We start from the raw sequence: 21934 nt of genomic DNA, 5'->3' as shown, positions 1-21934 counted from the left end.
TCGGCAGCATGTCGTCGATGCGCAGGCGCGTGGCCAGCAGCGATTGGTGGGCGTCGCGCAGGACGACTTCGGTGATGCCTAACGGCTTAGGATTGTTGTTTTGTGCCATGCTTTAACCTGTTTGGGTTCAATTCGCGGACCTTTGGGGTCGGTTTTAAGTTGATGGAAAATCGGGCGCACGCAAGTTCCGTCCTTCCGTTAAAATTTTTGAAACTCGACATTGTATCATAGGCCTAAACAGGACAAATCGGCTTCTAATCACGCAAACAAGGCACGATTATGGCAAAAATCGAGATTATTGAGTCAGATATCACAAAGCTGGACGTTGACGCGATCGTCAATGCGGCCAATCCCTCATTGTTGGGCGGAGGCGGCGTCGATGGCGCGATCCACAGGGCGGCAGGACCTGAATTGCTGGCCGAATGCAGAACCTTGGGCGGCTGTGAGACGGGGCAGGCAAAAATCACCAAGGGCTATAACCTGCCCGCGCGCCATGTGATCCATACGGTGGGGCCGATCTGGTCCGACGGCAGACACGACGAGCCGGATCTGCTGGCCTCTTGTTACCGGGAATGCATGGCGCTGGCCAAGGTCTATCAACTTAAATCGATTGCCTTTCCGGCCATTTCCTGCGGCGTTTACGGGTTTCCGATTTCTCAGGCGGCGCATATCGCGATCAGGACCATCGACGAATGCCTGAAAGCCAATCCCTACCTGCAAAAAGTCTATTTAGTCTGCTTTGGCGATGCTGTTTTGAAAGCGTACAATGAGCAGTTTTACCAACTGATGCATGGCTGACAACATTATGAATGAAGAACAATGGCGTGAAAAACTGACGCCCGAACAATTCAATATCTGCCGTCATAAAGCCACCGAGCCGCCTTTTACCGGTAAATATACCGATTGTAAGAAAGACGGCATCTATCATTGCGTGTGCTGCGGCAATCCTCTGTTCGACTCCGAAACCAAATACAATTCAGGCTCGGGCTGGCCGAGCTTCTGGGATGTCATCTCCGAAGACAGCGTGGCTCGCCATACCGATTCCAGCCACGGCATGCGCCGAGTTGAAATAACCTGTAAAGCCTGCGATGCGCATCTGGGCCATGTGTTCGAAGACGGCCCGCCGCCGACCGGCCTGCGCTACTGCATCAATTCCGCAGCATTAGACTTGAAAGAACGATCATGAGCGCTCAGATACAGGTTCAAGACTTGCTGGATTTCATCGATGCCAGCCCCAGCCCCTGGCATGCTGTCAATAGCATGGTCGGCCGATTGGATGCAACCGGCTTTTCGAAGCTTGACGAAACCGAAAAATGGGCGCTGAAGCCCGGCGGGCGCTATTACGTCGTGCGCGGCGATTCGTCCATCATCGCGTTCGTGCACGGGCAAAAGCCGCTGGTTGAGACGGGTTTTAAAATCATCGGCGCCCATACCGACTCGCCGGGCCTGCGGATCAAGCCCAATGCGGCCGGCTGGGTCGATGGTCTGGTCAGGCTGGGCGTCGAAGTCTATGGCGGGCCGATATTGGCGACTTTTACCGATCGGGATTTGAGCCTGGCTGGCCGCATCGGCTATAAGGACGATCAGGGCCGGATTGCAAGCCGGCTGGTTAAATTCGATCAGGCCTTGCTGCGCCTGCCTAATCTGGCCATCCATATGAATCGCGGTGTCAACGAGGAAGGCTTGAAGCTGCACAAACAGCTGGAGTTGCCGCTGATCCTATCGGCCATCGCGCAGGAGCAGCTGCCGCAACCGTTTTTCCTGTCGCTGCTGGCGCAGGCCGCAAACATCGAAGCCGGGCGCATCCTGTCCTGGGACCTGAATGTCTACGATACGCAGAAAGGCGTAATCTGGGGCGCACAGCAGGAGTTTTACGCCGACAGCCAGCTCGACAATCTGGCATCGTGCCATGCCGGTTTGTCGGCCCTGCTTGATGAGGCTGTGTTGCAGGCCGACAGCACGTTGGTCTGCGCATTCTTCGATCACGAGGAAATCGGCAGCGAAAGCCACAAAGGCGCCGACGGCAGTTTCCTGCCCGATGTGCTGCAACGCATCGCCGCGGCCGCCGACCGGGATGATTATCAGCGGGCGCTGGCACGCAGTTTCATGGTCAGCGCCGACATGGCGCATGCCTATCAGCCCAATTTCCCGAACGCCTATGAACCTGACCATAAAGTCATAGTCAACAAGGGGCCGGTGATCAAGGTCAACGCCAATCAGCGCTACAGTACCGAGAGTGTTTCGGAGGCGATGTTCGCAGGCTGGTGCGAGCAGGCCGGCGTCCCGTATCAGAAATATTCGCATCGGACCGATCTGCCCTGCGGCAGCACGATAGGTCCTATGACATCAGCGCGGCTGGGCATTCGCACGGTCGATGTCGGCAATCCGATGTGGGCCATGCACAGCATCAGGGAGAGCGCCGGCGTATTCGACCATGACGCCATGATCCGCGTCATGAAGCGCTTTTTCCTCGACAGCTGAGCGATGGATACCGAAGCCGATGCATTGCGCGATAATGCTGTCGGCTTCGGCGGCAATCTGCTGCCGTTCGACGGCGAGCTGTATCTGATCCGGCAGTTTTACCGGCCGCCCGAGTCCGATCGGTTATTCACTATATTGATGGAAAAATTGACCTGGCAGGAAGAGGACATCTTCATTTTCGGCAAGTGGGTCAAAGTGCCGCGCCTAATGTGCTGGTACGGCGATGCCGATGCGCATTACCGTTATTCGGGCGTCGACCATGCGCCGTTGCCCTGGACGGCCGAACTGCAGGTTATCAGGGAAAAAGTGGAGCGGCAATGTCGGTTGCGCTTCAATAGCGTTCTGGCCAATCTGTACCGCGACGGCCGGGATTCGATGGGCTGTCATGCCGATAATGAAAAGGAGTTGGGGGCCAATCCGGTCATTGCTTCGTTAAGCTTGGGCGATGAGCGATTGTTCAAACTGCATCATAAGAAAAAGCGCGAGGCTTCGCTGGATATCATGCTGGGCCACGGCGACCTGCTGCTGATGGCGGGCGCGATGCAGCATTACTGGCTGCATGCGCTGCCGAAAACGAAGCAAGTGAAGAAGGAGCGGATCAATCTGACGTTCCGCAGGATTATCGTCTAAAAATATGTGGGGCGACTTTAGTCGCCCAGGTAGCAAAAGGGCGACTAAAGTCGCCCCCACAGGCTCATTACACAAGCTTTGTAGGGTACGCATCGCGTACCATTTTCAAGCCCAAAAGGTACGCAGTGCGTACCCTACTTCGAAATAACGCTATTTTATTGCCTTGAAACCAATATCGGTACGGTAGTAAACGTTATCCCAATCGATACCGCGAGTTAATTCATAAGCCTTGCTTTGCGCTTCCTGAATATCGCGGCCCAGGGCGCAGGCGCACAATACGCGGCCGCCGGCCGTGACGATCTTGCCATCAACCTGTTGCGTGCCGGCATGGAACACCTTGCGGTCTTCGCTTTCCTGAGCGGGCAGGCCCGAAATCACGTCGCCTTTGCGGTAGGCATCGGGGTAGCCGCCGGCCGCCAGCACGACGCCCAATGCCGCGCGCTCGTCCCAGTCCGTCTCCACTTTGTTCAATTCCCCAGCCAATGCAGCTTCACACAGCTCCACCAGGTCGCTTTTCAGGCGCATCATGATAGGCTGCGTTTCAGGATCGCCGAAGCGGCAGTTATATTCCAGCACTTTAACGGAACCGTCATGGCCAATCATCAGGCCGGCATACAGGAAGCCTGTATAAGGCTGCCCATCGGCTGTCATGCCTTTCAAGGTCGGCTCGATAACTTCGCGCATGACGCGCGCATGAATCTCGGACGTTACGACCGGCGCAGGCGAATAAGCGCCCATGCCGCCGGTATTGGGGCCTTTGTCGCCGTTGTCGCGGGCCTTGTGATCCTGAGAGGTTGCCATCGGTAGCGCGTGCTTGCCGTCGGCGATCACGATGAAGCTGGCTTCCTCGCCGGCCAGAAATTCTTCGATAACCACGCGATGGCCGGCCTCGCCGAAGACATTGCCGGACAGCATGTCTTCAACGGCTGCATTCGCTTCCTCTACCGTCTGGGCAACGATTACGCCTTTGCCGGCGGCCAGACCGTCGGCCTTGACCACGATGGGCGCGCCTTTTTCCTGAATGTAGGCCAGCGCCTGCGCCTTATCGGTAAAAGTCTGGTATTCGGCCGTCGGGATGCGGTGACGGGCCATGAAATCCTTACAGAACGATTTGGAGCCTTCCAGTTGCGCAGCCTTGGCCGTAGGGCCGAAGCATTTCAGGCCGGCTTCCTGAAAACGGTCCACAATGCCGGCTACGAGCGGCACTTCAGGTCCGATAATGGTCAGCCCGACCGCTTCTTTTTGGGCGAAATCAAGCAGGGCGGCAATATCGTCGACGGCGATCGCTATGTTCTCAATGCCCGGTTCCAGTGCTGTGCCGGCATTGCCCGGCGCGACAAAAACTTGCTCGACTTTGGTCGACTGTTTGGCTTTCCAGGCCAGCGCGTGTTCACGGCCGCCGCTGCCGACAATCAGTATCTTCATGGTGATTCTCGTATGTTTTGTGGGGGCGACTTCAGTCGCCGGTGTTTTAAAGGGCGGCTGAAGCCGCCCCCACCGTATGTCTCTTAATTAATGCCTGAAATGACGCATGCCGGTAAAAACCATGGCAATGTTGTGTTCATCGGCCGCCTCGATGACTTCCCCGTCGCGCATTGAGCCGCCCGGGTGGATGATGGCGGTGATGCCGGCTTCGGCGGCCGCATCGACAGTGTCGCGGAACGGGAAGAAGGCATCGGAGGCCATGACCGAGCCGGACACGACCAGCCCTTCGTCAGCGGCTTTGATGCCGGCGATGCGGGCCGAATAGACGCGGCTCATCTGTCCTGCGCCGACGCCGATCGTGCGGCCGTTCTTGCAGTAGACGATGGCGTTGGATTTGACGAATTTGGCGACTTTCCAGGCGAACAGCAAATCGGCCAGTTCCTGTTCCGTCGGCGCACGCTTGCTGACGACTTTCAGGTCGGCGGCGGTGATTTTGCCGGAGTCTCTGTCCTGAACCAGGAGGCCGCCGGCCACGCGCTTGAAATCCAGCGCGGCTTCATCTGCATGGGTCCAGCTGCCGCATTCCAGGGCGCGCACGTTTTGTTTCGCAGCCAGTACCGTCTGGGCATCGGCGCCGATGGATGGCGCGATGATGACTTCGACGAACTGGCGGCCGATGATTTCAGCGGCGGTCTGTTTATCGAGTTCGCGGTTAAACGCGATAATGCCGCCAAAAGCCGAGGTCGGGTCGGTGGCGTAGGCCAGTTCATAGGCGGCCAACAATGTGTCGGCTTCGGCGACGCCGCAGGGGTTGGCATGCTTGACGATTACGCAGGCGGGTTTGTCGGTGAATGACTTGACGCATTCGAGCGCGGCATCGGCATCGGCAATGTTGTTGTAGGACAGTTCCTTGCCCTGCAGTTGTCTCGCTGCGGCGATGGTGCCCGAGGCCGGCGCTTTCTCGCGGTAGAAAGCGGCCTGCTGATGCGGGTTTTCGCCGTAGCGCATGGACTGGCTTTTGTAAAACTGCAGGTTCAGCGTGTCCGGAAAGCGCTCGCCGTTCAGGTTGCCTAGATAGGCTGAGATGGCCGTGTCGTAGCGGGCGGTATGTTCGAAGCTTTTTAGCGCCAAATTGAAGCGGGTTTTGGCCGACAGGCTGCTGCCGCTGTTTTTCAGTTCGGCAAGGATGCCGGCATAATCGGCCGGATTGACGACGACCGCAACGTCGGCATGATTCTTGGCGGCCGCGCGGATCATGGTCGGGCCGCCGATATCGATGTTTTCGATCGCGGTTTCAAAATCGCAGTCCGGTCTGGCGATGGTTTGCTCGAACGGATACAGGTTGACGACCACCATGTCGATCGGCTTGATGCCGTTCTCGGCCATGACCGCATCGTCCACGCCGCGGCGGCCCAAGATGCCGCCATGCACCTTCGGGTGCAGGGTTTTGACGCGGCCGTCCATCATTTCCGGAAAGCCTGTGTAATCGGAGACTTCCGTAGCGGGAATCTGGTTGTCGGCCAGGGTTTTGGCCGTGCCGCCGGTGGACAGGATTTCTATGCCCAACTGGCTCAGTTCCCGGCAAAAATCGACGATGCCGGCTTTATCCGAAACGCTGACTAAAGCGCGGGTGATTTTTTTGTTCATGCAGACCTCTGATGCAAGAGTAGATTAGATAAATGAGGTTAGCCGGGCAGCGCGGCCTTAGGATAGTCCGTATTGGTCCAGTTTTTTGCGCAAGGTGCTGCGGCTTAGGCCCAGGGCCTTGGCGGCTTTGGTCTGGTTGTAGCCGGCATGCTCGAGCGCCGCTTCCAGTAAAGGCCGTTCGACTTCGCTGATGACCATCGCGTGCAGGCCGACTGCGTCATGGCCGTTTAATTGCGACAAATAAACCTCTACCGTTTTTTTGACGTAGGCGGATAAAGGGATAGAGGCGTTTTTTGAGCTATCCAAATCAATAATTTCAGCGCTTTTTTGAGATGCTTTCATATTATGCAGCATGATCGATAGTTAAAAGATTAAAAGCCGAATTAATCAGCGCTAATTGTTGCGATGGCACTTGAGCTTGATTGATCTTGTCTTGTATGGACGGATGCACCGTTCCGAGCTGCTTGAAGTACCAACCGATGTGTTTCCGCGCTATTCTAACACCGCTTGCATTTCCGTAGAAGCCGTACAGTTGTTCCAGATGACTCAGCATTGTGCTTTGTATATCGGCAACTGTCGGTTTTTCAAGATTTTTTCCATGATCAAGAAAATAATTGATCTGGCTGAACAACCACGGGTTGCCTTGAGCGGCCCGGCCGATCATCAGGCCGTCGGCGCCGGTTGAATGCAGCACGAACGCGGCCTTTTCGGGCGTATCGATATCGCCGTTGGCGATGACCGGAATGCCGACCGATTGCTTAACTTGTTTGATGGTTTCATATTCGGCCTGGCCGTTGAATTTACAGGCCCGGGTTCGCCCGTGCACGGTTAAAGCTGAAACGCCGGCGTTTTCCGCTATTTTCCCGATTTCGACCGCATTGCGGTTGAATATATCCCAACCTGTGCGGATTTTCAGCGTGACCGGCACTTCGACCGCGCTGACGACGGCTTCCAGGATTCGTTTGACCAGCGCTTCATCGCGCAGCAGCGCCGAGCCTGCCGCCACCGAACAGACTTTTTTGGCCGGGCAGCCCATGTTGATGTCAATGATCTGGGCGCCGCGTTCGACGTTGATTTTTGCGGCCTCGGCCATTTGCCTGGGATCGGTGCCCAAAATTTGCACCGCGCGCAGGCCCGTATCGCCGCTATGGTCGGTTTTCAGCAGGGTCCTTTTATGCAGTCTTAACGCCGGGTTTGAGGGGACCATTTCCGATACGGTCAGTGCGGTGCCGTGCTGGCGGCATAACTCCCTGAACGGACGATCACTGACGCCGGCCATGGGTGCGAGTATCAATTTGTTGGCAAGTTGATAAGGGCCGATTTGCATGAGGGGTGTTACATGTACGAAAAAAGGGCGCCTATCATAACCTAAAAAAGCGATTAGGTGAGCATGTCTATGAGCTTTTTTAACAAAAACTCATGGTCGGGAAGCAGATTTTATGGAAAGGGCCCGAAGAAAACCTAGGCTTCGGGCCCTTTTGGGTAAAAACTTACTTAACCTGAATATTTCACCACGAACGACTGCAGGGATGCAGGAGGTAGAGCAATGCAGGAGCAATTGCCGAGGCCACGAAGATCACGAAGGATTTGAAATTCAAATGTGTACCCCTATTTCCGAATGAATTAAGAAAATGACAGTACCTTGCTTTTCTTCGTGTGCTTCGTGTTCTCTGTGGTTTTATGAAATATCCGGGGTAATGACGGAATTAATTGGCCGCTTCGTCCAAGACCGGATCTTCGTGTTTTTCTTTTTCCTTCGAGGGCACGTCTTTGGGCTTTAAATCGGCCTCATCATTCCAGATCGGGTTGTCGCGGTCTTCTTTTTCGAGTTTGCACGTATCTTCCGGATATAAATGCCAGAATGATTTATCGATCATGGCGTTTTTATAACCTTCTTTTTTCTCATGGGTGAACGGACACCACCAGTTCTCGACGATCTTGACCATATAGGCATGCCATTCGAACAGCGCCACGCTGTAAGGGCAGTACCAAGTGCAGTTCAGAATCCAGAACAGTTTGGATTGCGCCATGCTGGTTTTAAAAGTGGGGTTCATCGTGATCTGGCTTTTCAGGTCGTAGCGGTGGCTGGCGCGATCAGGAATGAAGTCGGAATAGGTTTTGATGTTTTTACCGCCGACCATGCGCAAATGATAGTAAGTCAGATAAGCGCTGATAAAGACAAACGGAAAAGTCAAAATAGGCAGATAGATTAAAATCATGCCGATGCCGCGCTGCAGAACGGGGACTTTTCTATGATTCTTGCCGATTTCAACACGGCCGGCACAGGATTCACAAGCTTTCATTTTTTTATATCCTCTTTATTATTAAGCTGGGTGGTAGTTGTTGTTGTAGGTTTTTCTTTATTGACGAGCTGGTAAAGGCTCAGGCAGCCCGCGCAGCAAAAGCGCAGTCTGCCTGTTGCCGTATTCAGTATATAGCCCGGAATTTCTACCGGTTGATCGCAAAGGGTGCAATATTCTTTAGCTTCTGGATGGCTCATACCTAAGGCCTCAGTCATTACAAACTGGAGGATACCGAACAAAAGAATGTTTTTAAATACTCCGTTTCCGACGCGGCCGGATCGATCGGATGATCCGGCCCTTGGCCGCCGCCGGCAATAAAGACCAGGTGGCGATCGATATGGCGGCCCGATGAGCGCAGAATCTCCTGCAGATTGTCGCGGCTCAGATGGTGTGAGCAGGAGGCCGAGACCAGGATGCCGTTTTTGCTCAATACCTGCAGGGCCAGGTGATTCAGTCGGCGGTAGGCTTCATAGCCTTGCTTGAAGTCTTTTTTGCGCTTGATCAGGGCCGGCGGGTCCAGCACGACGATGTCGTAAAGCTGGTTGTCCTGGCGGGCCTGTTTCAGGAATTCAAACACATCGCTGCGGACGAATTGCATGCGCTCATCGACCTGATTGAGCCGGGCGTTTTCCTGGGCCAGCGCCAGCGCGCCTTCCGAAGCGTCAACGCAGGTGACCTCATTGGCGCCGGCCATGGCGGCCGGAACGCCCCAGGCGCCGGTATAGGAAAACAGATCCAGCACGCGCCGGCTTTTTGCCATGCCGGCCAGCAGGGCGCGGCTGCAGCGGTGGTCGTAAAACCAGCCGGTTTTCTGGCCGTCCAGAATATCGACTTTAAACTGCGCGCCGTTTTCCTCGATGATCAGCCGCTCAGGCAGCTTGCCGTAGGCGATTTCCGATTCCAGGCTCAGCCCTTCCAGTTGCCGCTGGCTGTTGTCGTTTTTCAGGACAATCGCTTCAGGGTTCAGCAGTTCAATCAGCGCCGAAAACAAAAATTCTTTGCGCCGCTCGATGCCGGCTGTGGTGATCTGGACCGACAGAACAGCGCCGAATCGGTCGATTACTAAACCGGGCAGGCCGTCGCTTTCGCCGAAAACCAGCCGGTAGTAGGGTTTGTCGAAAAGTTTTTCACGCAGAGCCAACGCCGTAGTCAAGCGTTCTTTAAAGAAATTGGCGCCGCATTTGATGGCTTTTCTGGACAACAGACGCGCGCAGATCAGCGCCTGCGGATTGATATAGGCCGTGCCCAGCGTCTTGCCGTCCTCGCTTTTGACCAGCACCAGATCACCCGGCGAGAACTGCTCGAGCGGCGAGCGCCTAGTGTCGATTTCATTGCTGAAAACCCATAAATGCCCTTTACGCAGGCGTTTGTCTTCGTTTTTCTTTAAATAAATTTCCGGGTGCGACATAACTTATATGAGTTTGAACGTATAACCGCCGACTTTGGTTGCAGGCGCGGCGATGGTAAGACTGATTTCCGTCGTCGCATCAGGGGCAATAACCGCTGTGCCATTGGCTGCGGGCAAATAATCCTGAGGATAAAAAACCCTGTGCGCGAAAGGTTTTTCATTATAATCCAACAGCGTCAGTTTGATAGCCGGATATGCCTGCGGATATTCTGCCTGATTGGTAATGACGGCATAGAAGGCGTAATTGTGGTCAGGCTGCAGCGCAAACGAGCCCTGCAGCACGCTGAAGTCGTCGAGGTTTTTATAAACAGGCAGCCGGCAGCCCAGGTTTGCGCAGATTTTCTCCAGATTGGGGCGGTAGGCCGGATTCTGGCTGAAGGCATAGCCTTCAAAGTACACGATTTGCGCAGCCAGCAGCAACAGGCTTGCGATCAGGCCGGCATGCCAATAAGCACGCCCTGCCGTTTTTGCCGGCTCCCAGGGCAGAGGTTGCGGCGGTTTCTCTCCCTTGGCAATACCGGTTGGCTTTGACTCGCTGATAAATTCCAGTACATCAAACAGGCTCGAGCAATTAGTGCAGCGCATCACGCCCCGGTCGCTGCGCAGCTGCTCCAGAGTCAGTGCATGGACTTTTTGGCAGTCAGGGCATACGGTGTACATGGCTTTCAATATTTGATGCCTTGCAACCGGATCCAGTCCTCCTGTTGTATGGGAGGATCGAAGTCGATATAAGGCTGATACGCCTGCATGACTGACTCGGCCTGTTCGTGCAGAATGCCCGACAGGACCAGCTGCCCGCCCGGCCTGACCAGGCCGGCTATCTGGCCGGCCATGTCGATGAGCGGTTTAGCCAGAATATTGGCCAGAACGACATCGGCCTGAAAAGGCGCAAACTGTTCGGGCAGATAGCTGTGGATATGATTCTGGACCTTGTTTTTCAAGGCGTTGTCCTGGGTTGCCGTGATAGCCTGCGGATCGATGTCGACGGCATGCGCTTCGCTGGCGCCGAGCAGGATTGCAGCAACGGCCAGTATGCCGGAGCCGCAGCCGTAATCGATGACGGTTTTGCCGGCCAAATCATGGCTGGCCAGCCATTCCAGGCATAAGGCCGTCGTCGGATGCGTGCCGGTGCCGAAGGCCAGACCGGGGTCCAGCGTCAGGCAGACTGTGCCGGGTTCGTGCTGTTCCTGGCCGGTCGGACAAACCCAGAGCTTATCGGCGAATTTCATCGGATGATAATAATCCATCCAGGCGCGTTCCCAGGGTTGATCTTCGATCTCTTCAACATGCCAGGCGCGGAGCTGTTCCTGTGGAAATTGCTTGTAGACCAAATCTTTGATCAATGCCGGATCGGCGTCGAGTTCATAGAGCGCAATGACTTGGGTATTGCTCCATATTTTCGTTTCCCCGATCCCCGGTTCGTAAACCGGCTCGTCTTCGGCATCCATGTAGGTGACAGAAACTGCGCCGAGATCGCTGAAGAAGTCGGCAAGCTGGGGGGCGGTGTTTTCGCTTGTGATAACGGAGATTTGATGCCAGGCCATAAAAAATCGGACTTGTGTAACGAGAAAAAAACACAGGGCGGCTGGCCGCCCTGTCATTTAGCCGGACTTAATAAAGGCCCAGCTTCTTTTCCAGATAATGGATATTCTGGCCGCCGGTCTGGAAAGCGCTGTCATTCATGATGTCGTGCTGCAGCGGAATATTGGTCTTGATGCCTTCAATGATGATTTCGCTTAAAGCCGTATTCATGCGTGCGATGGCGCTTTTGCGGTCTTCGCCGTGCGCGATCAGCTTGCCGATCATGGAGTCATAATACGGCGGCACTTTATAACCGTTGTAAATGTGCGTTTCACACCGGATGCCGGGGCCGCCCGGCATGTGGAACTGCTCTATCGTGCCGGGGCTGGGCATGAAGGATTTCGGGTCTTCGGCATTCAAGCGGCACTCGATGGCATGCCCTTGGAGCTTGACCTGATCCTGCGTGATCGACAGTTTTTCACCGGCCGCGATGCGCAGTTGTTCCTTGACGATATCGAAGCCCGTGACCATTTCGGTGACCGGATGTTCGACCTGCACGCGCGTGTTCATTTCGATGAAATAAAACTCGCCTTTCTCATACAGGAACTCGAAGGTGCCGGCGCCCAGGTAGCCGATATCGACGCAGGCTTTCGCGCAGCGCTCGCCGATGAATTTGCGCTGTTCCTCGGTAATGCCGGGGGCTGGCGCTTCTTCAACGACTTTCTGGTGGCGGCGCTGCATGGAGCAGTCGCGCTCGCCCAGGTGAATGGCATTGCCGTGCGAGTCGGCCATGACCTGGAACTCGATGTGGCGCGGGTCTTCGAGAAATTTTTCCATGTACACGGTTGAATTGCCGAAGGCGGTCGCAGCTTCGGCTTTGGTCATGGCGATCGCGTTCAACAGGGCCGCTTCGGTATGCACGGTGCGCATGCCGCGGCCGCCGCCGCCGCCGGCCGCCTTGATGATGACCGGGTAGCCGATTTCCTGGGCCAGCTTCAGATTCTTTTTGGGATCATCGGTCAGCGGGTCGCCATTGCCGGGCACGCATGGAATGCCGGCTTTCAGCATGGCTTTCTTGGCGGAAATCTTGTCGCCCATCAGGCGGATGGTATCGGCGTTGGGGCCGATAAAGACAAAGCCGCTCTGTTTTACTTTTTCGGAAAAATCGGCATTTTCGGCCAGAAAACCGTAGCCCGGATGGATGGCTTCGGCATCGGTCACTTCGGCGGCGCTGATGATGGCCGGGATATTCAAGTAGCTGTCCACGGAAGCGGCAGGGCCGATGCAGACAGATTCATCGGCCAGACGCACGTGCTTTAAATTGCGGTCCGCCTCGGAATGGACGGCTACCACCTTAACGCCTAATTCTCTGCACGCGCGTAGAATGCGCAGTGCGATTTCGCCGCGATTGGCGATCACTATTTTATCGAACATGAGTTTCCCACTTTTTTGTGTTATTCAATGATGAATAAAGGTTGGCCATATTCGACAGGTTGGGCGTTTTCAACCAGGATTTTTGTGACGGTGCCGCTTTTATCAGCTTCGATCTGGTTCAGGATTTTCATCGCCTCAATGATGCAGAGCGTATCGCCGATCTGTACGGACTGGCCGACATCGGTAAAAGGCTTTGAACCGGGCGAGGCGGCGCGATAAAAGGTGCCGACCATAGGCGATTTGACCACATGGCCGGTAACTTTTTCTTCAGCCGGCGCCGCGGCGGGAACTGCAGCCGGCGCCGGTGCGGCTGCAACGGCAGGCGCGGCATACGCTACCGGCGCAGGCGCGGAGGCGTAGCGGTTGATGCGAATCCATTCTTCCCCTTCTTTGATTTCCAGTTCAGCAATTTCGGATTCCTCAATGATCTCGATAAGTTTTTTTATTTTTCTAATATCCATTACTTTATAGTCTCTCGGCTAGTATTTGATGAGCGGCTGTTAAGGCCAGTTCGTACCCAGTTGCTCCCAATCCACAGATCACGCCCTCGGCAATATCTGAGAAATAGGAATGTCTTCTAAAAGGTTCCCGTGCATGAACATTGGATAGATGCACTTCTATAAACGGGATCTTGGTCGCCAGCAGCGCATCGCGAATGGCGACGCTGGTATGCGTAAAGGCTGCCGGATTGATAATGATGAAATCGACGTGGGTTGCATAGGCTTGATGAATCAATTCCACGATTTCATGTTCGGCATTGTTTTGATGAAAGCTAAGTTGATGCCCCAGGCCGGCCGCCGCCTGTTCAAGCGAATTCCGGATGTCGGCGAGCGTTTTGTTACCGTAATGGCCGGGTTCTCGTACGCCCAATAAGTTCAAATTGGGGCCATTTAATACGGTGATGTTCGCCATTAAAGTATTGTTTCAGTCAGGTTAAAAGGGCATTAAGAACCGCTAATTTTGCCCAATTTGCAGGGGTTTGTCTAGGTATTCTATTTTTCGTAACAATTAGCGACAAAAAGCGTAGATTTTGCCGCCATTACTTTCATGATCGGCTATTTTTATTCTGAAAACGGATGCTGGAAACCGGCATCGGTTGTACGCTTTAATTTATTAACGGCGCAATAATTTTCAGCATCTGTTCGTTGGAAAACGGCCCGGGCTGCTGATGAATAATCTGGCCTTCCCGATTGACGACTACCGTGAACGGAACCGCGCTGATGACGTTGCCCATTTGCTGTGACAGGGCGGTGGCGTCAATGCCGCCAATCAATATCGGGTAGTTGATGGCGATCGATTTGAGGTATTCGGCGACCGGTTCGCGCTCTTCTATGGCGATGCCGACAAACTGCACGCCTTTATCGCCGTATTGTTTCTGCATCCTGATGAATTCCGGGATTTCCTCGATACAGGGCGGGCACCAGGTCGCCCAGAAATTGATGATCCGGATCTTGCCTTGCCACTCGGCGCTATGATGGATTTTGCCAGACACATCGGGAAAGCTGAAATCGGGCGCAGGCGATGCGGTCTGACTGGGCTGGACGGTGGGCGACGATAGAAAATGCCGGGCGATGATGCCGCCGCCCAAGGCAACCAGGGCGGCAATGATGATTATAAAGACGGGTCTCATTATTTAATCCGTGTCAGTGTCTTAAGAAAAGTCTCGGCATCCTGATAACCGATGATGCGCAGTGAAGCGTGTTCCTGACCGTCAGCGCCGAAAAAAAGCACGCCGGGCGGGCCTATCAGGTTGAATTTCGCCAGCAGCGCCTTGTCGTCTTCCGAGTTTTGGGTGACATCGGCCTGCAGCAGCACAAAATTGGCCAGCGCCTGTTTCACCTTCGAATCGGTGAAGGTGTAAGCCTCCATTTCCTTGCACGAGGTGCACCAGTCGGCGTAAAAATCCAGCATGACCGGTTGATTGGTGGCCTGGGCCTGCCGGATTCTGGCTTCCAATTCCGTGACCGAGGCCACGCGTTCAAAGGCAATGCCCTCCTGGCTAGCCGCTTGCAATGTGTTCATGCCCAGGCCGTGCAACGGTTGCAGTGGATTGGTGTTGCCGATGCTGAAACCTATCAGAACCAGCACGCCATAGGAGAGCATGATCAGGCCGATTCCCTTCCATAGCTTGCGCCAGCCGCTGGCCTGTTCGGGCAGCGGATCGATGGCGCTCAGATAAATGGCCGGGATGATCAGGAGCATGGCCCAGAGCAGCATGGTGATCGGCGCCGGCAAAATGCGCCCCAGCATCCAGACCGCAACAGCCAGCATGATGACGCCGAATACGGCTTTCGTGGAATTCAGCCAGGCGCCGGCTTTCGGCAGCAGCTTGCCGGCCGAGGCGCCCAGCAGCAGCAACGGCATGCCCATGCCCAGGCCCATGGTGAACAAGGCGCTGCCGCCCAGCACGGCGTCGCCGGTCTGGCCGATATAGATCAAGGCGCCGGCTAACGGCGCGGCCACGCAGGGACCTACGACCAGCGACGACAGCGAGCCCATGATGGCCGCGCCCCAGAGTGAGCCGTCGCGGTGCCGCTCGCTGGAGTTGTGCAGCTTGACCTGTAGAGATTTCGGCAGTTCAAGGTGGTAAAAGTCGAACATTGACAAGGACAGCAGTACGAACACGGCGCTGAACAAAGCAATGATCCACGGCTGCTGGAAGGTCGCTTGCAAATTGCTGCCGAACAGCGCCGCCAGGACGCCGAATACCGTATACGTCGCGGCCGAGGCGATAACGTAGCTGAGCGACAGCAGGAACGCCCGCGTCGTCGTGATGCGGTGGCCGTGACCCACGATAATGCCCGACAGTATCGGAATCATCGGGAACACGCAGGGTGTGAACGCCAGCAGCAGGCCGAAGCCGAAAAAACTCAGCAGCGTCATCGACAAGGTATCCCGGCGCAGCGATTGCACGATGCGATCCTGTTCGGAAAGCACAGGCGCCGCAGCGGAGTAATTGGCCGGCGGAGCGCTCTTGACGAGGGCGGCATCTTGCAGCGCTACGGGCAGGTCAAGGCTGATTTCCTGATTCATGGGCGGATAGCAAACGCCGCGGTCTGCGCATCCTTGAAACTTCGCCCGCAGGGTAATGCCATGCGCCGACGGGTTTGAGCGGATCAGGGGCAGGTCAAAGCCGAGTTCGTTATGGAATATTTCCACCTGGCCGAAAGCCTCATCGTACTCAGGCATGCCCCTGGGGATATCATAAGCGCCCAGCTGGGCGCCGGCTGCGTCGATCAGTTCAAGCTGGATTTTTTCGCGGTAAAGGTAATAGCCGTCCGCGATCCGCCAATCGACGCGCAGTGTCTGGGCATCTTTGACCGAAGCCAGAAACTGGAAGGCCTGCTCGGGCGGCAGTAATTCATCCTGAAACAGGTTCCGTGCGATGTTGGGGTTGCTCTTGACCAGCTGCTGCATCGGATTGGCCTGAACTGCGGGCGCTGCCGCGGGCAATTCGATGTCCAGTATGGATTTCTGCGGCGGATAGCAAACGCCCTTATCCGAGCAGCCCTGATATTGCACCTGCAGTTGAAGGGATGTGGCGCCGTTGGATACGGTCAAGGGCACCGGGATGTTCACGGCGTGTCGATAAATTACCATCTCGCCGAAAAACTCATCATGTTTGGTTTCGCCGCCCGGCAAGGTTGGCGCGGCTGTCTGGATGGCTTCGGTCTTGGATTCGAAACGCATCTTGTCGCGGTACAGGTAGTAACCTTCTGCGATCTCCCACGAAACTTCAACCTGATCGGCAGAGGTTGCCTTGCCTGATAGCTTGAAGGCCTGCTCGGGCGGCAAAAGCTCGTCATTCCCCAGCGCCAGAACGGGCAGGTTGGCCAGCGATAAAAAGCAGAAAAAAATTAGCTTGAAGATAGGCATGAGTCAATCCAATTCAGGTATTCAGGTAAACCGGCTTCGACAGGGACGGCTATGATTTCGGGGATTTCATAGGGATGGTTGTCGCGTATCGCCTTTTCCAGCGATAGATAATGATCCTTGCGCGACTTAATCAGCAGCAGATGTTCCTGCGCTGACTCAACCTGTCCCTGCCAGGTATAAACAGACAAAATGCCGGGCAAAATGTTCACGCAAGCGGCTAGCTGGTCCATTACCAGCAGGCGGGCGATTTTTTCGGCCGTGTCTTTGTCAGGGCACGTGCAGAGCATTATTTGATGGCAAGTCGGCATATCGGCGAGTGACGCTACTGAAGTCGGGATATTGGTCTAATAATTAAAGTATGTATTGTATACGTGGAACCTATCAAGAGGATTTTTGCCGCCATAAAGTCAGCCCTGCTTTTAGCCATCGAAATTATCATCAGAAGGAGCCGGTGCATACGGGCTGTCCTTCGTCGACCGGCGAACGGCGCATTGATTGACGGCATGTCGAGATTATCCTAGAAATTAAGCGGCATTGCCCTTATATTGTAAGGTCAATGATTGTATTTCAAGAGTGTTTAGATGAAAGTTTTCCAAATTGCATTGCTGTTTTTAGTGGTCGTTCCATTTGTAGAAATTTATCTGCTGCTGCAGGTGGGCGGCATCATCGGTGCTGTTCCTACCATTTTTCTTGTGGTGCTGACGGCCGTATTGGGGGCCTGGCTGCTGAAGCAGCAGGGCCTGGCGACACTGCAACGGTTTCAGGCCAGTCTGGCGCAAGGCACGCTTCCGGCCTATGAGATGGTCGAAGGCCCGATACTGCTGGTCGGCGGCGCCTTATTGCTGACGCCGGGCTTTATCACCGATATCATGGGCTTTGCCTGCCTGATTCCACAGCTGCGCCGGAAAATAGCCCAATATGTGATTGAAAATCATCTGATCCAGGCCGGCGGGCCTTTTCAGCCGGCCAGACCTGCCGAGAAAGACGCGCTGGAGGGTGAATATCACAAGGAAGACTAAGTAGTCGTGGTCTTGATCATTCTATGGATGCGCCTGATAGCCAAGATAACGGCGACCATGATGAACGGCAGGGACAAACCGACAGTAAGCTCGGGATTGATCGGCCAGCCTGCGGCATAAACAGCTTTAGCGATGAGGCCGACCAGGCCGGCGCTGTAATAGGTAATGGCGACGACGGAAATGCCCTCGACCGTCTCCTGCAGGCGCAACTGCATTTTCGCGCGCAAATCCATCGAAGCCAGCAAATCCTGGTTCTGTCGCTCAATCATGATGTCCACGCGCGTACGCAGCAGTTGCCCGGCATTGCTGACCCTTTCCGATATTGACGTAAAGCGGTTCGCGGTCGACTGGCAGGTCTTGATGGCCGGCTCCATGCGCCGTCTTATGAATTCGCCCAGGGTCTGGATGCCCTGGATTCTGATTTCGCGCAAATCATCGAGGCGCTGTTCCACAAGCTGATAATAGGCATTGGCCGCGCCGAACCGGAAGTGGCTGCTCGATATGTGGTTTTCGACTTCGGCCGCCAAGTGCGTCAGTTCATCCAGCAGTTCCGCGTCATTGCTGTCCGGCTGCGCCATGGCGTTTGTGATCGTGTACAGCTGCCGGTCGGCTTTCTTCAACTCCGGCGCAAGCCGGCGCGCTATCGGAAACGCCAATAAGGCCATCACGCGATACACTTCAATTTCAAACAACCGTTGCAGCAGGCGGCCGGCCTGTTCGGTTCTGAGATAGTTATCGATGATCAGGAAACGGCTGAAGCCGTCCACATGGATGCGAAAGTCGGTAAACGCGAAAGCGGCACCTCCCGTGACTTCGGAGCCGACTACAGGATTGCCGTCAAAGTATGAGGCCACAATATGCAGGTCGGGTTCCTGATAGGCCTCTTCGTTTGGTTTGATTATGATGGCTGCATGCGCCGCCACCATAACTTTGCCGGGCAGCAGGGCCAGCCAGTCGACCGGCACTTTCGTCAAGGCCGGTTCTGAAAACGGATCCTCGGGGCTGTCCTGCACATAAAACGTATAGGTGCTGAATTCACCGTGCTGCCCCCAGCGAATCTGGAACGTGTCGAACGCCGCGCTGAAATGGTCGGCATCCTGTTTCGGCGGCGTGACGCCAAAACGCTCGCACAGCATAGCCAGGTGCTGGCGTTCCTGTATTTTCTCGGCAGTGGATAATAGCAGCGCCAGATGACTGGCCCTGACCGGCAGATCCAGAACCAGGGAGGCCCGGGCATGGACTTCGTTATGCAGGATGAAGCGTTGAGGATGATTTTCAGGAATAGGGAATAAAGTCGCCACTTGATTCTACCCTCTCATCGAATACTGCCCATACGATAGCAGGACATAGAGCGGGCGTTGGCTTTTTGATGGGTTTTAGAGATATCCCCGGCCGCTCCACGGCCGGTGGGCCGGAAATAACCGGATAACCCTATAGACCGCGATAGATTTGGCGGTCATAATGGCATGATTACTGCGTTTGTTTTTGAACTATGGCTGATGGTTGTGATCAGAGCACCAGCATTGGTAACTACGTCCTTGTAGTCAGGCGAATGAATCAGCCGGCTGCAGCGTCGGGGGTGTTGCTGCCGGTATCGCGGGTATTTCTATGAAAGCCTGAATAGACAGGGCACCAGCCTGAGTAGCCGGTGCCAACCAGCACCAGGCCCAGGACCAATAAAATGATTTTGGCCGTGAAAATTGAGATGAAAAGTAATACGGCGCCGGCCGCCATGCGGTAGTTTTTTTCCTTGTCGCCAATATTATATTCAAACTTAATCATGCGTTTATAATCGAAGCTCATCTTGAAAACCTTCTTTGTGATAGTAATTATTTGTAACAAGGCAATGGTTTTGCCCGTCTGACGAAATCCCAAACAATATACACAGCTCCAAAAAATGTGCAAGCGATAACACATGGATATTACCAGAATTATAGATCCTCTAAATGATGCCCAGCGCCAGGCTGTTTCGGCGCCATCCCAATCCATGCTGGTGCTGGCTGGCGCCGGCAGCGGCAAGACCCGGGTTCTGGTGCACCGCATCGCCTGGCAGATTCAGGTCGAAGGCCTGTCGCCGCACAGCATTCTGGCCGTCACGTTCACGAACAAAGCCGCCCGGGAGATGCGCGGCCGTATCGAAGACTTATTGGGCATATCGACGCACAGCATGTGGATAGGTACTTTTCACGGTCTTGCGCACCGGCTGTTAAGAAGGCACGCGCAGCAGGCCAGACTGCCGGAGACGTTTCAGGTCATGGATTCGTCCGATCAGTTAAGGCTCATCAAGCGCCTTTTGGCGACATTGAATCTCGACGAGAAGAAATGGCCGCCGAAGCAGATACAGTGGTATATCAACGCGCAGAAAGACGAAGGCATCAGGGCGCGGCACATTCTCGAGACCGGCGACCTGTATCAGCGCCAGATGCTGATCATCTACCGCGCCTACGAGGAGATCTGCGAGCGCTCCGGCCTGGTAGACTTTGCCGAACTGCTGCTGCGCGCGCATGAGCTGTTGCGCGACAATCAGGACGTGCTGGAGTTCTACCAGCAACGTTTCAGGCAGGTGCATGTCGACGAGTTTCAGGATACCAACACGATTCAGTATGCCTGGCTGAGATTGCTGACGCAGGATAAGGACAACCTGTTCGTGGTCGGCGACGACGACCAGTCCATCTACGGCTGGCGCGGCGCCAAGATCGAGAATATCTACAATTTCCAGAAGCATCACCCGAATCACCAGGTCATCAAGCTGGAGCAGAATTACCGCTCGACCGGCCATATCCTGAAAGCGGCCAATAAGGTCATCGCCAATAACGACGGCCGCATGGGCAAGGAACTGTGGACCGATACCGGTGACGGCGACCTGATCTCGCTGTACGCGGCCTTCAATGAACAGGACGAGGCTTATTTCGTCGTCGAACGCATCAGAGCCTGGATCAATGAGGGCGGTGCGCGCAGCGATGTAGCCATCCTTTACCGTTCCAACGCCCAATCCCGCCAGTTTGAGGAGCGCCTGATGGCAACCGGCACGCCGTACCGCGTCTATGGCGGCTTGCGGTTCTTCGACCGGGCCGAAATCAAGAACGCGCTGGCCTATCTGCGCCTGACCTCGAACCGGCATGACGATGCGTCGTTCGAGCGTGTCATCAACACGCCGACGCGCGGCATAGGCCCTAAAACGCTGGACGATCTGCGCAGTCTCGCGCGCAATCAGCGCATTTCCCTGTGGGCCGCGGCCGAGGAAATGCTCAGACCGGGGCGGCTGTCCGCGCGCGCTGCAAATGCCCTGGCCGGATTCATGCAGTTGATCGAACAGATGGCGGCGCAGGGCGAGGGCCTGGAGCTGTTTGAGAAAGTCAAGCTGGTGATTGAAAAAAGCGGCCTGATCATGCTGTATCAGAACGATAAGGCCGACAAAGGTGAAGAAAAGGTCGAAAACCTCGAGGAGCTGGTCAACGCGGCGCGCCTGTTCGATTTCGATGCCGGCAATGAGGAAAACCTCGGCGAACTGGATATGTTCCTGGCGCATGCGGCGCTGGAAGCCGGCGAAATGCAGGCCGATGATTTCGAAGACTGCGTGCAGCTGATGACGCTGCATTCGGCCAAAGGGCTGGAGTTCAAATTAGTATTTTTGGTCGGCATGGAGGAAGGATTGTTTCCATCCCTGCAGTCGGTCGACGATGCCGGTCGCCTGGAAGAGGAACGCCGGCTTTGCTATGTGGGCATGACGCGCGCCATGAAGCAGCTTTATCTGACTTATGCCGAATCGCGGCGTTTATACGGCCGTGAATCGTACCCGAGGCCGTCGCGTTTTCTGCGCGAGATTCCGCCCGAATTCATTCAGGAAGTCCGAATGCGCGCCAATGTCAGCCGTCCCGTAACGGCCGTGCAGCCCAAAGTGTCGGCGCCGATCATGGAAGGCAGATACAAACTGGGACAGCGCGTCAGCCATGAGAAATTCGGCGAAGGCGTGGTGCTGCAAATGGAAGGCGAGGGCGCGCATGAGCGCGTGCAGATCAATTTCAGGGCGGTCGGCATCAAATGGCTGATGCTGGCTTACGCCAAGCTGGAGGCTTTGTAGGGTATGCAACGCATACCTTCCAAAATCTGCCCGTTTGTACGAATTTAAAAAGGTACGCAGTGTGTACCCTACGATGTTGCAGGCTTCCGTAGGAGCGACCCAATCGAGT

At 55.2% G+C, this 21934-nt stretch carries 23 protein-coding genes; 6 read left to right on the top strand and 17 right to left on the bottom strand.

Annotated elements, in window-relative coordinates; genetic code table 11:
• Positions 1–279: 279 nt before the first annotated feature.
• The 4 genes from V2P20_RS08805 to V2P20_RS08790 are packed head-to-tail and all read left to right on the top strand — an operon-like array spanning position 280 to position 3111.
• Positions 280–798, top strand: a complete 519-nt coding sequence (locus V2P20_RS08805) for an O-acetyl-ADP-ribose deacetylase (protein WP_331817832.1) — start codon at positions 280–282, stop codon at positions 796–798.
• A complete protein-coding gene (gene msrB / locus V2P20_RS08800; RefSeq protein WP_194969266.1) occupies positions 791–1186 on the top strand; it encodes a peptide-methionine (R)-S-oxide reductase MsrB in 396 nt (131 codons plus the stop codon). The genes V2P20_RS08805 and msrB overlap by 8 nt, the downstream gene beginning before the upstream one ends.
• Entirely contained in the window at positions 1183–2481 is a 1299-nt protein-coding gene (locus tag V2P20_RS08795; protein WP_331817831.1) for a M18 family aminopeptidase, read from the top strand. Before msrB ends, V2P20_RS08795 begins: the two co-directional genes overlap by 4 nt.
• Positions 2482–2484: 3 nt before the next feature.
• Positions 2485–3111 (top strand): alpha-ketoglutarate-dependent dioxygenase AlkB, encoded by a 627-nt coding sequence (locus V2P20_RS08790; RefSeq protein WP_331817830.1) that lies wholly within the window; start codon positions 2485–2487, stop codon positions 3109–3111.
• Positions 3112–3261: 150 nt separating this feature from the next.
• Here V2P20_RS08790 and purD read toward each other — a convergent pair whose 3' ends face one another.
• From purD to cutA, 15 genes are all read right to left on the bottom strand, one after another.
• A complete protein-coding gene (gene purD, locus V2P20_RS08785) occupies positions 3262–4536 on the bottom strand; it encodes a phosphoribosylamine--glycine ligase (protein ID WP_331817829.1) in 1275 nt (424 codons plus the stop codon).
• An 87-nt stretch (positions 4537–4623) separates the two neighbouring features.
• The gene (gene purH, locus V2P20_RS08780; protein WP_331817828.1) at positions 4624–6183 is read right to left on the bottom strand and encodes a bifunctional phosphoribosylaminoimidazolecarboxamide formyltransferase/IMP cyclohydrolase; all 1560 of its coding nucleotides are present in this window, start codon (positions 6181–6183) and stop codon (positions 4624–4626) included.
• 57 nt (positions 6184–6240) lie between these two features.
• Positions 6241–6525 (bottom strand): helix-turn-helix domain-containing protein, encoded by a 285-nt coding sequence (locus V2P20_RS08775; RefSeq protein WP_331817827.1) that lies wholly within the window; start codon positions 6523–6525, stop codon positions 6241–6243.
• 1 nt (position 6526) lies between these two features.
• On the bottom strand, positions 6527–7510 hold the full coding sequence (dusB, locus tag V2P20_RS08770) for a tRNA dihydrouridine synthase DusB (RefSeq protein WP_331817826.1): 984 nt from the start codon (positions 7508–7510) through the stop codon (positions 6527–6529).
• A 379-nt stretch (positions 7511–7889) separates the two neighbouring features.
• A complete protein-coding gene (locus V2P20_RS08765; RefSeq protein ID WP_331817825.1) occupies positions 7890–8486 on the bottom strand; it encodes a hypothetical protein in 597 nt (198 codons plus the stop codon).
• On the bottom strand, positions 8483–8683 hold the full coding sequence (locus V2P20_RS08760; protein ID WP_331817824.1) for a metal-binding protein: 201 nt from the start codon (positions 8681–8683) through the stop codon (positions 8483–8485). The genes V2P20_RS08765 and V2P20_RS08760 overlap by 4 nt, the downstream gene beginning before the upstream one ends.
• A 17-nt stretch (positions 8684–8700) precedes the next feature.
• Positions 8701–9894 (bottom strand): class I SAM-dependent rRNA methyltransferase, encoded by a 1194-nt coding sequence (locus V2P20_RS08755; protein ID WP_331817823.1) that lies wholly within the window; start codon positions 9892–9894, stop codon positions 8701–8703.
• Positions 9895–9897: 3 nt separating this feature from the next.
• Positions 9898–10554, bottom strand: a complete 657-nt coding sequence (locus V2P20_RS08750; RefSeq protein WP_331817822.1) for a zinc-ribbon and DUF3426 domain-containing protein — start codon at positions 10552–10554, stop codon at positions 9898–9900.
• Positions 10555–10559: 5 nt separating this feature from the next.
• Positions 10560–11438 carry a 50S ribosomal protein L11 methyltransferase gene (prmA, locus tag V2P20_RS08745; protein WP_331817821.1) on the bottom strand — a complete coding sequence of 293 codons (879 nt, stop codon included), beginning with the start codon at positions 11436–11438 and terminating at the stop codon, positions 10560–10562.
• Between the two features lie 67 nt (positions 11439–11505).
• Positions 11506–12849: an acetyl-CoA carboxylase biotin carboxylase subunit gene (accC, locus tag V2P20_RS08740; RefSeq protein WP_331817820.1), complete on the bottom strand. Its 1344-nt coding sequence runs from the start codon at positions 12847–12849 to the stop codon at positions 11506–11508.
• Between the two features lie 20 nt (positions 12850–12869).
• Positions 12870–13310 carry an acetyl-CoA carboxylase biotin carboxyl carrier protein gene (gene accB, locus V2P20_RS08735; protein ID WP_331817819.1) on the bottom strand — a complete coding sequence of 147 codons (441 nt, stop codon included), beginning with the start codon at positions 13308–13310 and terminating at the stop codon, positions 12870–12872.
• A gap of 4 nt (positions 13311–13314) precedes the next feature.
• Positions 13315–13761: a type II 3-dehydroquinate dehydratase gene (aroQ, locus tag V2P20_RS08730; protein WP_331817818.1), complete on the bottom strand. Its 447-nt coding sequence runs from the start codon at positions 13759–13761 to the stop codon at positions 13315–13317.
• A gap of 193 nt (positions 13762–13954) precedes the next feature.
• A complete protein-coding gene (locus tag V2P20_RS08725) occupies positions 13955–14479 on the bottom strand; it encodes a TlpA disulfide reductase family protein (RefSeq protein WP_331817817.1) in 525 nt (174 codons plus the stop codon).
• Positions 14479–16725, bottom strand: coding sequence for a protein-disulfide reductase DsbD (dsbD, locus tag V2P20_RS08720; protein ID WP_331817816.1), 2247 nt, complete (start codon positions 16723–16725; stop codon positions 14479–14481). Before dsbD ends, V2P20_RS08725 begins: the two co-directional genes overlap by 1 nt.
• Positions 16707–17012 (bottom strand): divalent-cation tolerance protein CutA, encoded by a 306-nt coding sequence (cutA, locus tag V2P20_RS08715; RefSeq protein ID WP_331817815.1) that lies wholly within the window; start codon positions 17010–17012, stop codon positions 16707–16709. Before cutA ends, dsbD begins: the two co-directional genes overlap by 19 nt.
• Positions 17013–17306: 294 nt before the next feature.
• Between cutA and V2P20_RS08710 the strand changes: the two genes are divergently transcribed.
• Positions 17307–17744 carry an FxsA family protein gene (locus tag V2P20_RS08710; protein ID WP_331817814.1) on the top strand — a complete coding sequence of 146 codons (438 nt, stop codon included), beginning with the start codon at positions 17307–17309 and terminating at the stop codon, positions 17742–17744.
• On the opposite strand, the gene V2P20_RS08705 is transcribed toward V2P20_RS08710, so the two are convergent.
• On the bottom strand, positions 17741–19045 hold the full coding sequence (locus tag V2P20_RS08705; RefSeq protein ID WP_331817813.1) for a DUF3422 domain-containing protein: 1305 nt from the start codon (positions 19043–19045) through the stop codon (positions 17741–17743). The two genes, V2P20_RS08710 and V2P20_RS08705, sit on opposite strands and share 4 nt — an antisense overlap.
• Positions 19046–19301: 256 nt before the next feature.
• Positions 19302–19547, bottom strand: a complete 246-nt coding sequence (locus tag V2P20_RS08700; protein ID WP_331817812.1) for a DUF2892 domain-containing protein — start codon at positions 19545–19547, stop codon at positions 19302–19304.
• 112 nt (positions 19548–19659) lie between these two features.
• Here V2P20_RS08700 and uvrD point away from each other — a divergent pair, with 112 nt between their 5' ends.
• Positions 19660–21825: a DNA helicase II gene (uvrD, locus tag V2P20_RS08695; RefSeq protein WP_331817811.1), complete on the top strand. Its 2166-nt coding sequence runs from the start codon at positions 19660–19662 to the stop codon at positions 21823–21825.
• Positions 21826–21934 lie beyond the last annotated feature (109 nt).

Source organism: Methylobacter sp. Wu1 (assembly GCF_036553575.1).
Lineage (GTDB): Bacteria > Pseudomonadota > Gammaproteobacteria > Methylococcales > Methylomonadaceae > Methylobacter.
This window is presented reverse-complemented; position numbering and strand designations above follow the sequence as displayed.

Bases quoted from the DNA above. Each gene is read 5' to 3' on its own strand.
- accC (WP_331817820.1), bottom strand. From the start codon at position 12,849: ATGTTCGATAAAATAGTGATCGCCAATCGCGGCGAAATCGCACTGCGC.
- V2P20_RS08710 (WP_331817814.1), top strand. From the start codon at position 17,307: ATGAAAGTTTTCCAAATTGCATTGCTGTTTTTAGTGGTCGTTCCATTT.
- uvrD (WP_331817811.1), top strand. From the start codon at position 19,660: ATGGATATTACCAGAATTATAGATCCTCTAAATGATGCCCAGCGCCAG.
- V2P20_RS08725 (WP_331817817.1), bottom strand. From the start codon at position 14,479: ATGAGACCCGTCTTTATAATCATCATTGCCGCCCTGGTTGCCTTGGGC.
- msrB (WP_194969266.1), top strand. From the start codon at position 791: ATGGCTGACAACATTATGAATGAAGAACAATGGCGTGAAAAACTGACG.
- dusB (WP_331817826.1), bottom strand. From the start codon at position 7,510: ATGCAAATCGGCCCTTATCAACTTGCCAACAAATTGATACTCGCACCC.
- V2P20_RS08765 (WP_331817825.1), bottom strand. From the start codon at position 8,486: ATGAAAGCTTGTGAATCCTGTGCCGGCCGTGTTGAAATCGGCAAGAAT.
- V2P20_RS08755 (WP_331817823.1), bottom strand. From the start codon at position 9,894: ATGTCGCACCCGGAAATTTATTTAAAGAAAAACGAAGACAAACGCCTG.
- purD (WP_331817829.1), bottom strand. From the start codon at position 4,536: ATGAAGATACTGATTGTCGGCAGCGGCGGCCGTGAACACGCGCTGGCC.
- V2P20_RS08760 (WP_331817824.1), bottom strand. From the start codon at position 8,683: ATGAGCCATCCAGAAGCTAAAGAATATTGCACCCTTTGCGATCAACCG.
- aroQ (WP_331817818.1), bottom strand. From the start codon at position 13,761: ATGGCGAACATCACCGTATTAAATGGCCCCAATTTGAACTTATTGGGC.
- V2P20_RS08805 (WP_331817832.1), top strand. From the start codon at position 280: ATGGCAAAAATCGAGATTATTGAGTCAGATATCACAAAGCTGGACGTT.
- purH (WP_331817828.1), bottom strand. From the start codon at position 6,183: ATGAACAAAAAAATCACCCGCGCTTTAGTCAGCGTTTCGGATAAAGCC.
- dsbD (WP_331817816.1), bottom strand. From the start codon at position 16,725: ATGCCTATCTTCAAGCTAATTTTTTTCTGCTTTTTATCGCTGGCCAAC.
- V2P20_RS08700 (WP_331817812.1), bottom strand. From the start codon at position 19,547: ATGAGCTTCGATTATAAACGCATGATTAAGTTTGAATATAATATTGGC.
- V2P20_RS08775 (WP_331817827.1), bottom strand. From the start codon at position 6,525: ATGAAAGCATCTCAAAAAAGCGCTGAAATTATTGATTTGGATAGCTCA.
- prmA (WP_331817821.1), bottom strand. From the start codon at position 11,438: ATGGCCTGGCATCAAATCTCCGTTATCACAAGCGAAAACACCGCCCCC.
- V2P20_RS08750 (WP_331817822.1), bottom strand. From the start codon at position 10,554: ATGTACACCGTATGCCCTGACTGCCAAAAAGTCCATGCACTGACTCTG.
- accB (WP_331817819.1), bottom strand. From the start codon at position 13,310: ATGGATATTAGAAAAATAAAAAAACTTATCGAGATCATTGAGGAATCC.
- cutA (WP_331817815.1), bottom strand. From the start codon at position 17,012: ATGCTCTGCACGTGCCCTGACAAAGACACGGCCGAAAAAATCGCCCGC.
- V2P20_RS08795 (WP_331817831.1), top strand. From the start codon at position 1,183: ATGAGCGCTCAGATACAGGTTCAAGACTTGCTGGATTTCATCGATGCC.
- V2P20_RS08790 (WP_331817830.1), top strand. From the start codon at position 2,485: ATGGATACCGAAGCCGATGCATTGCGCGATAATGCTGTCGGCTTCGGC.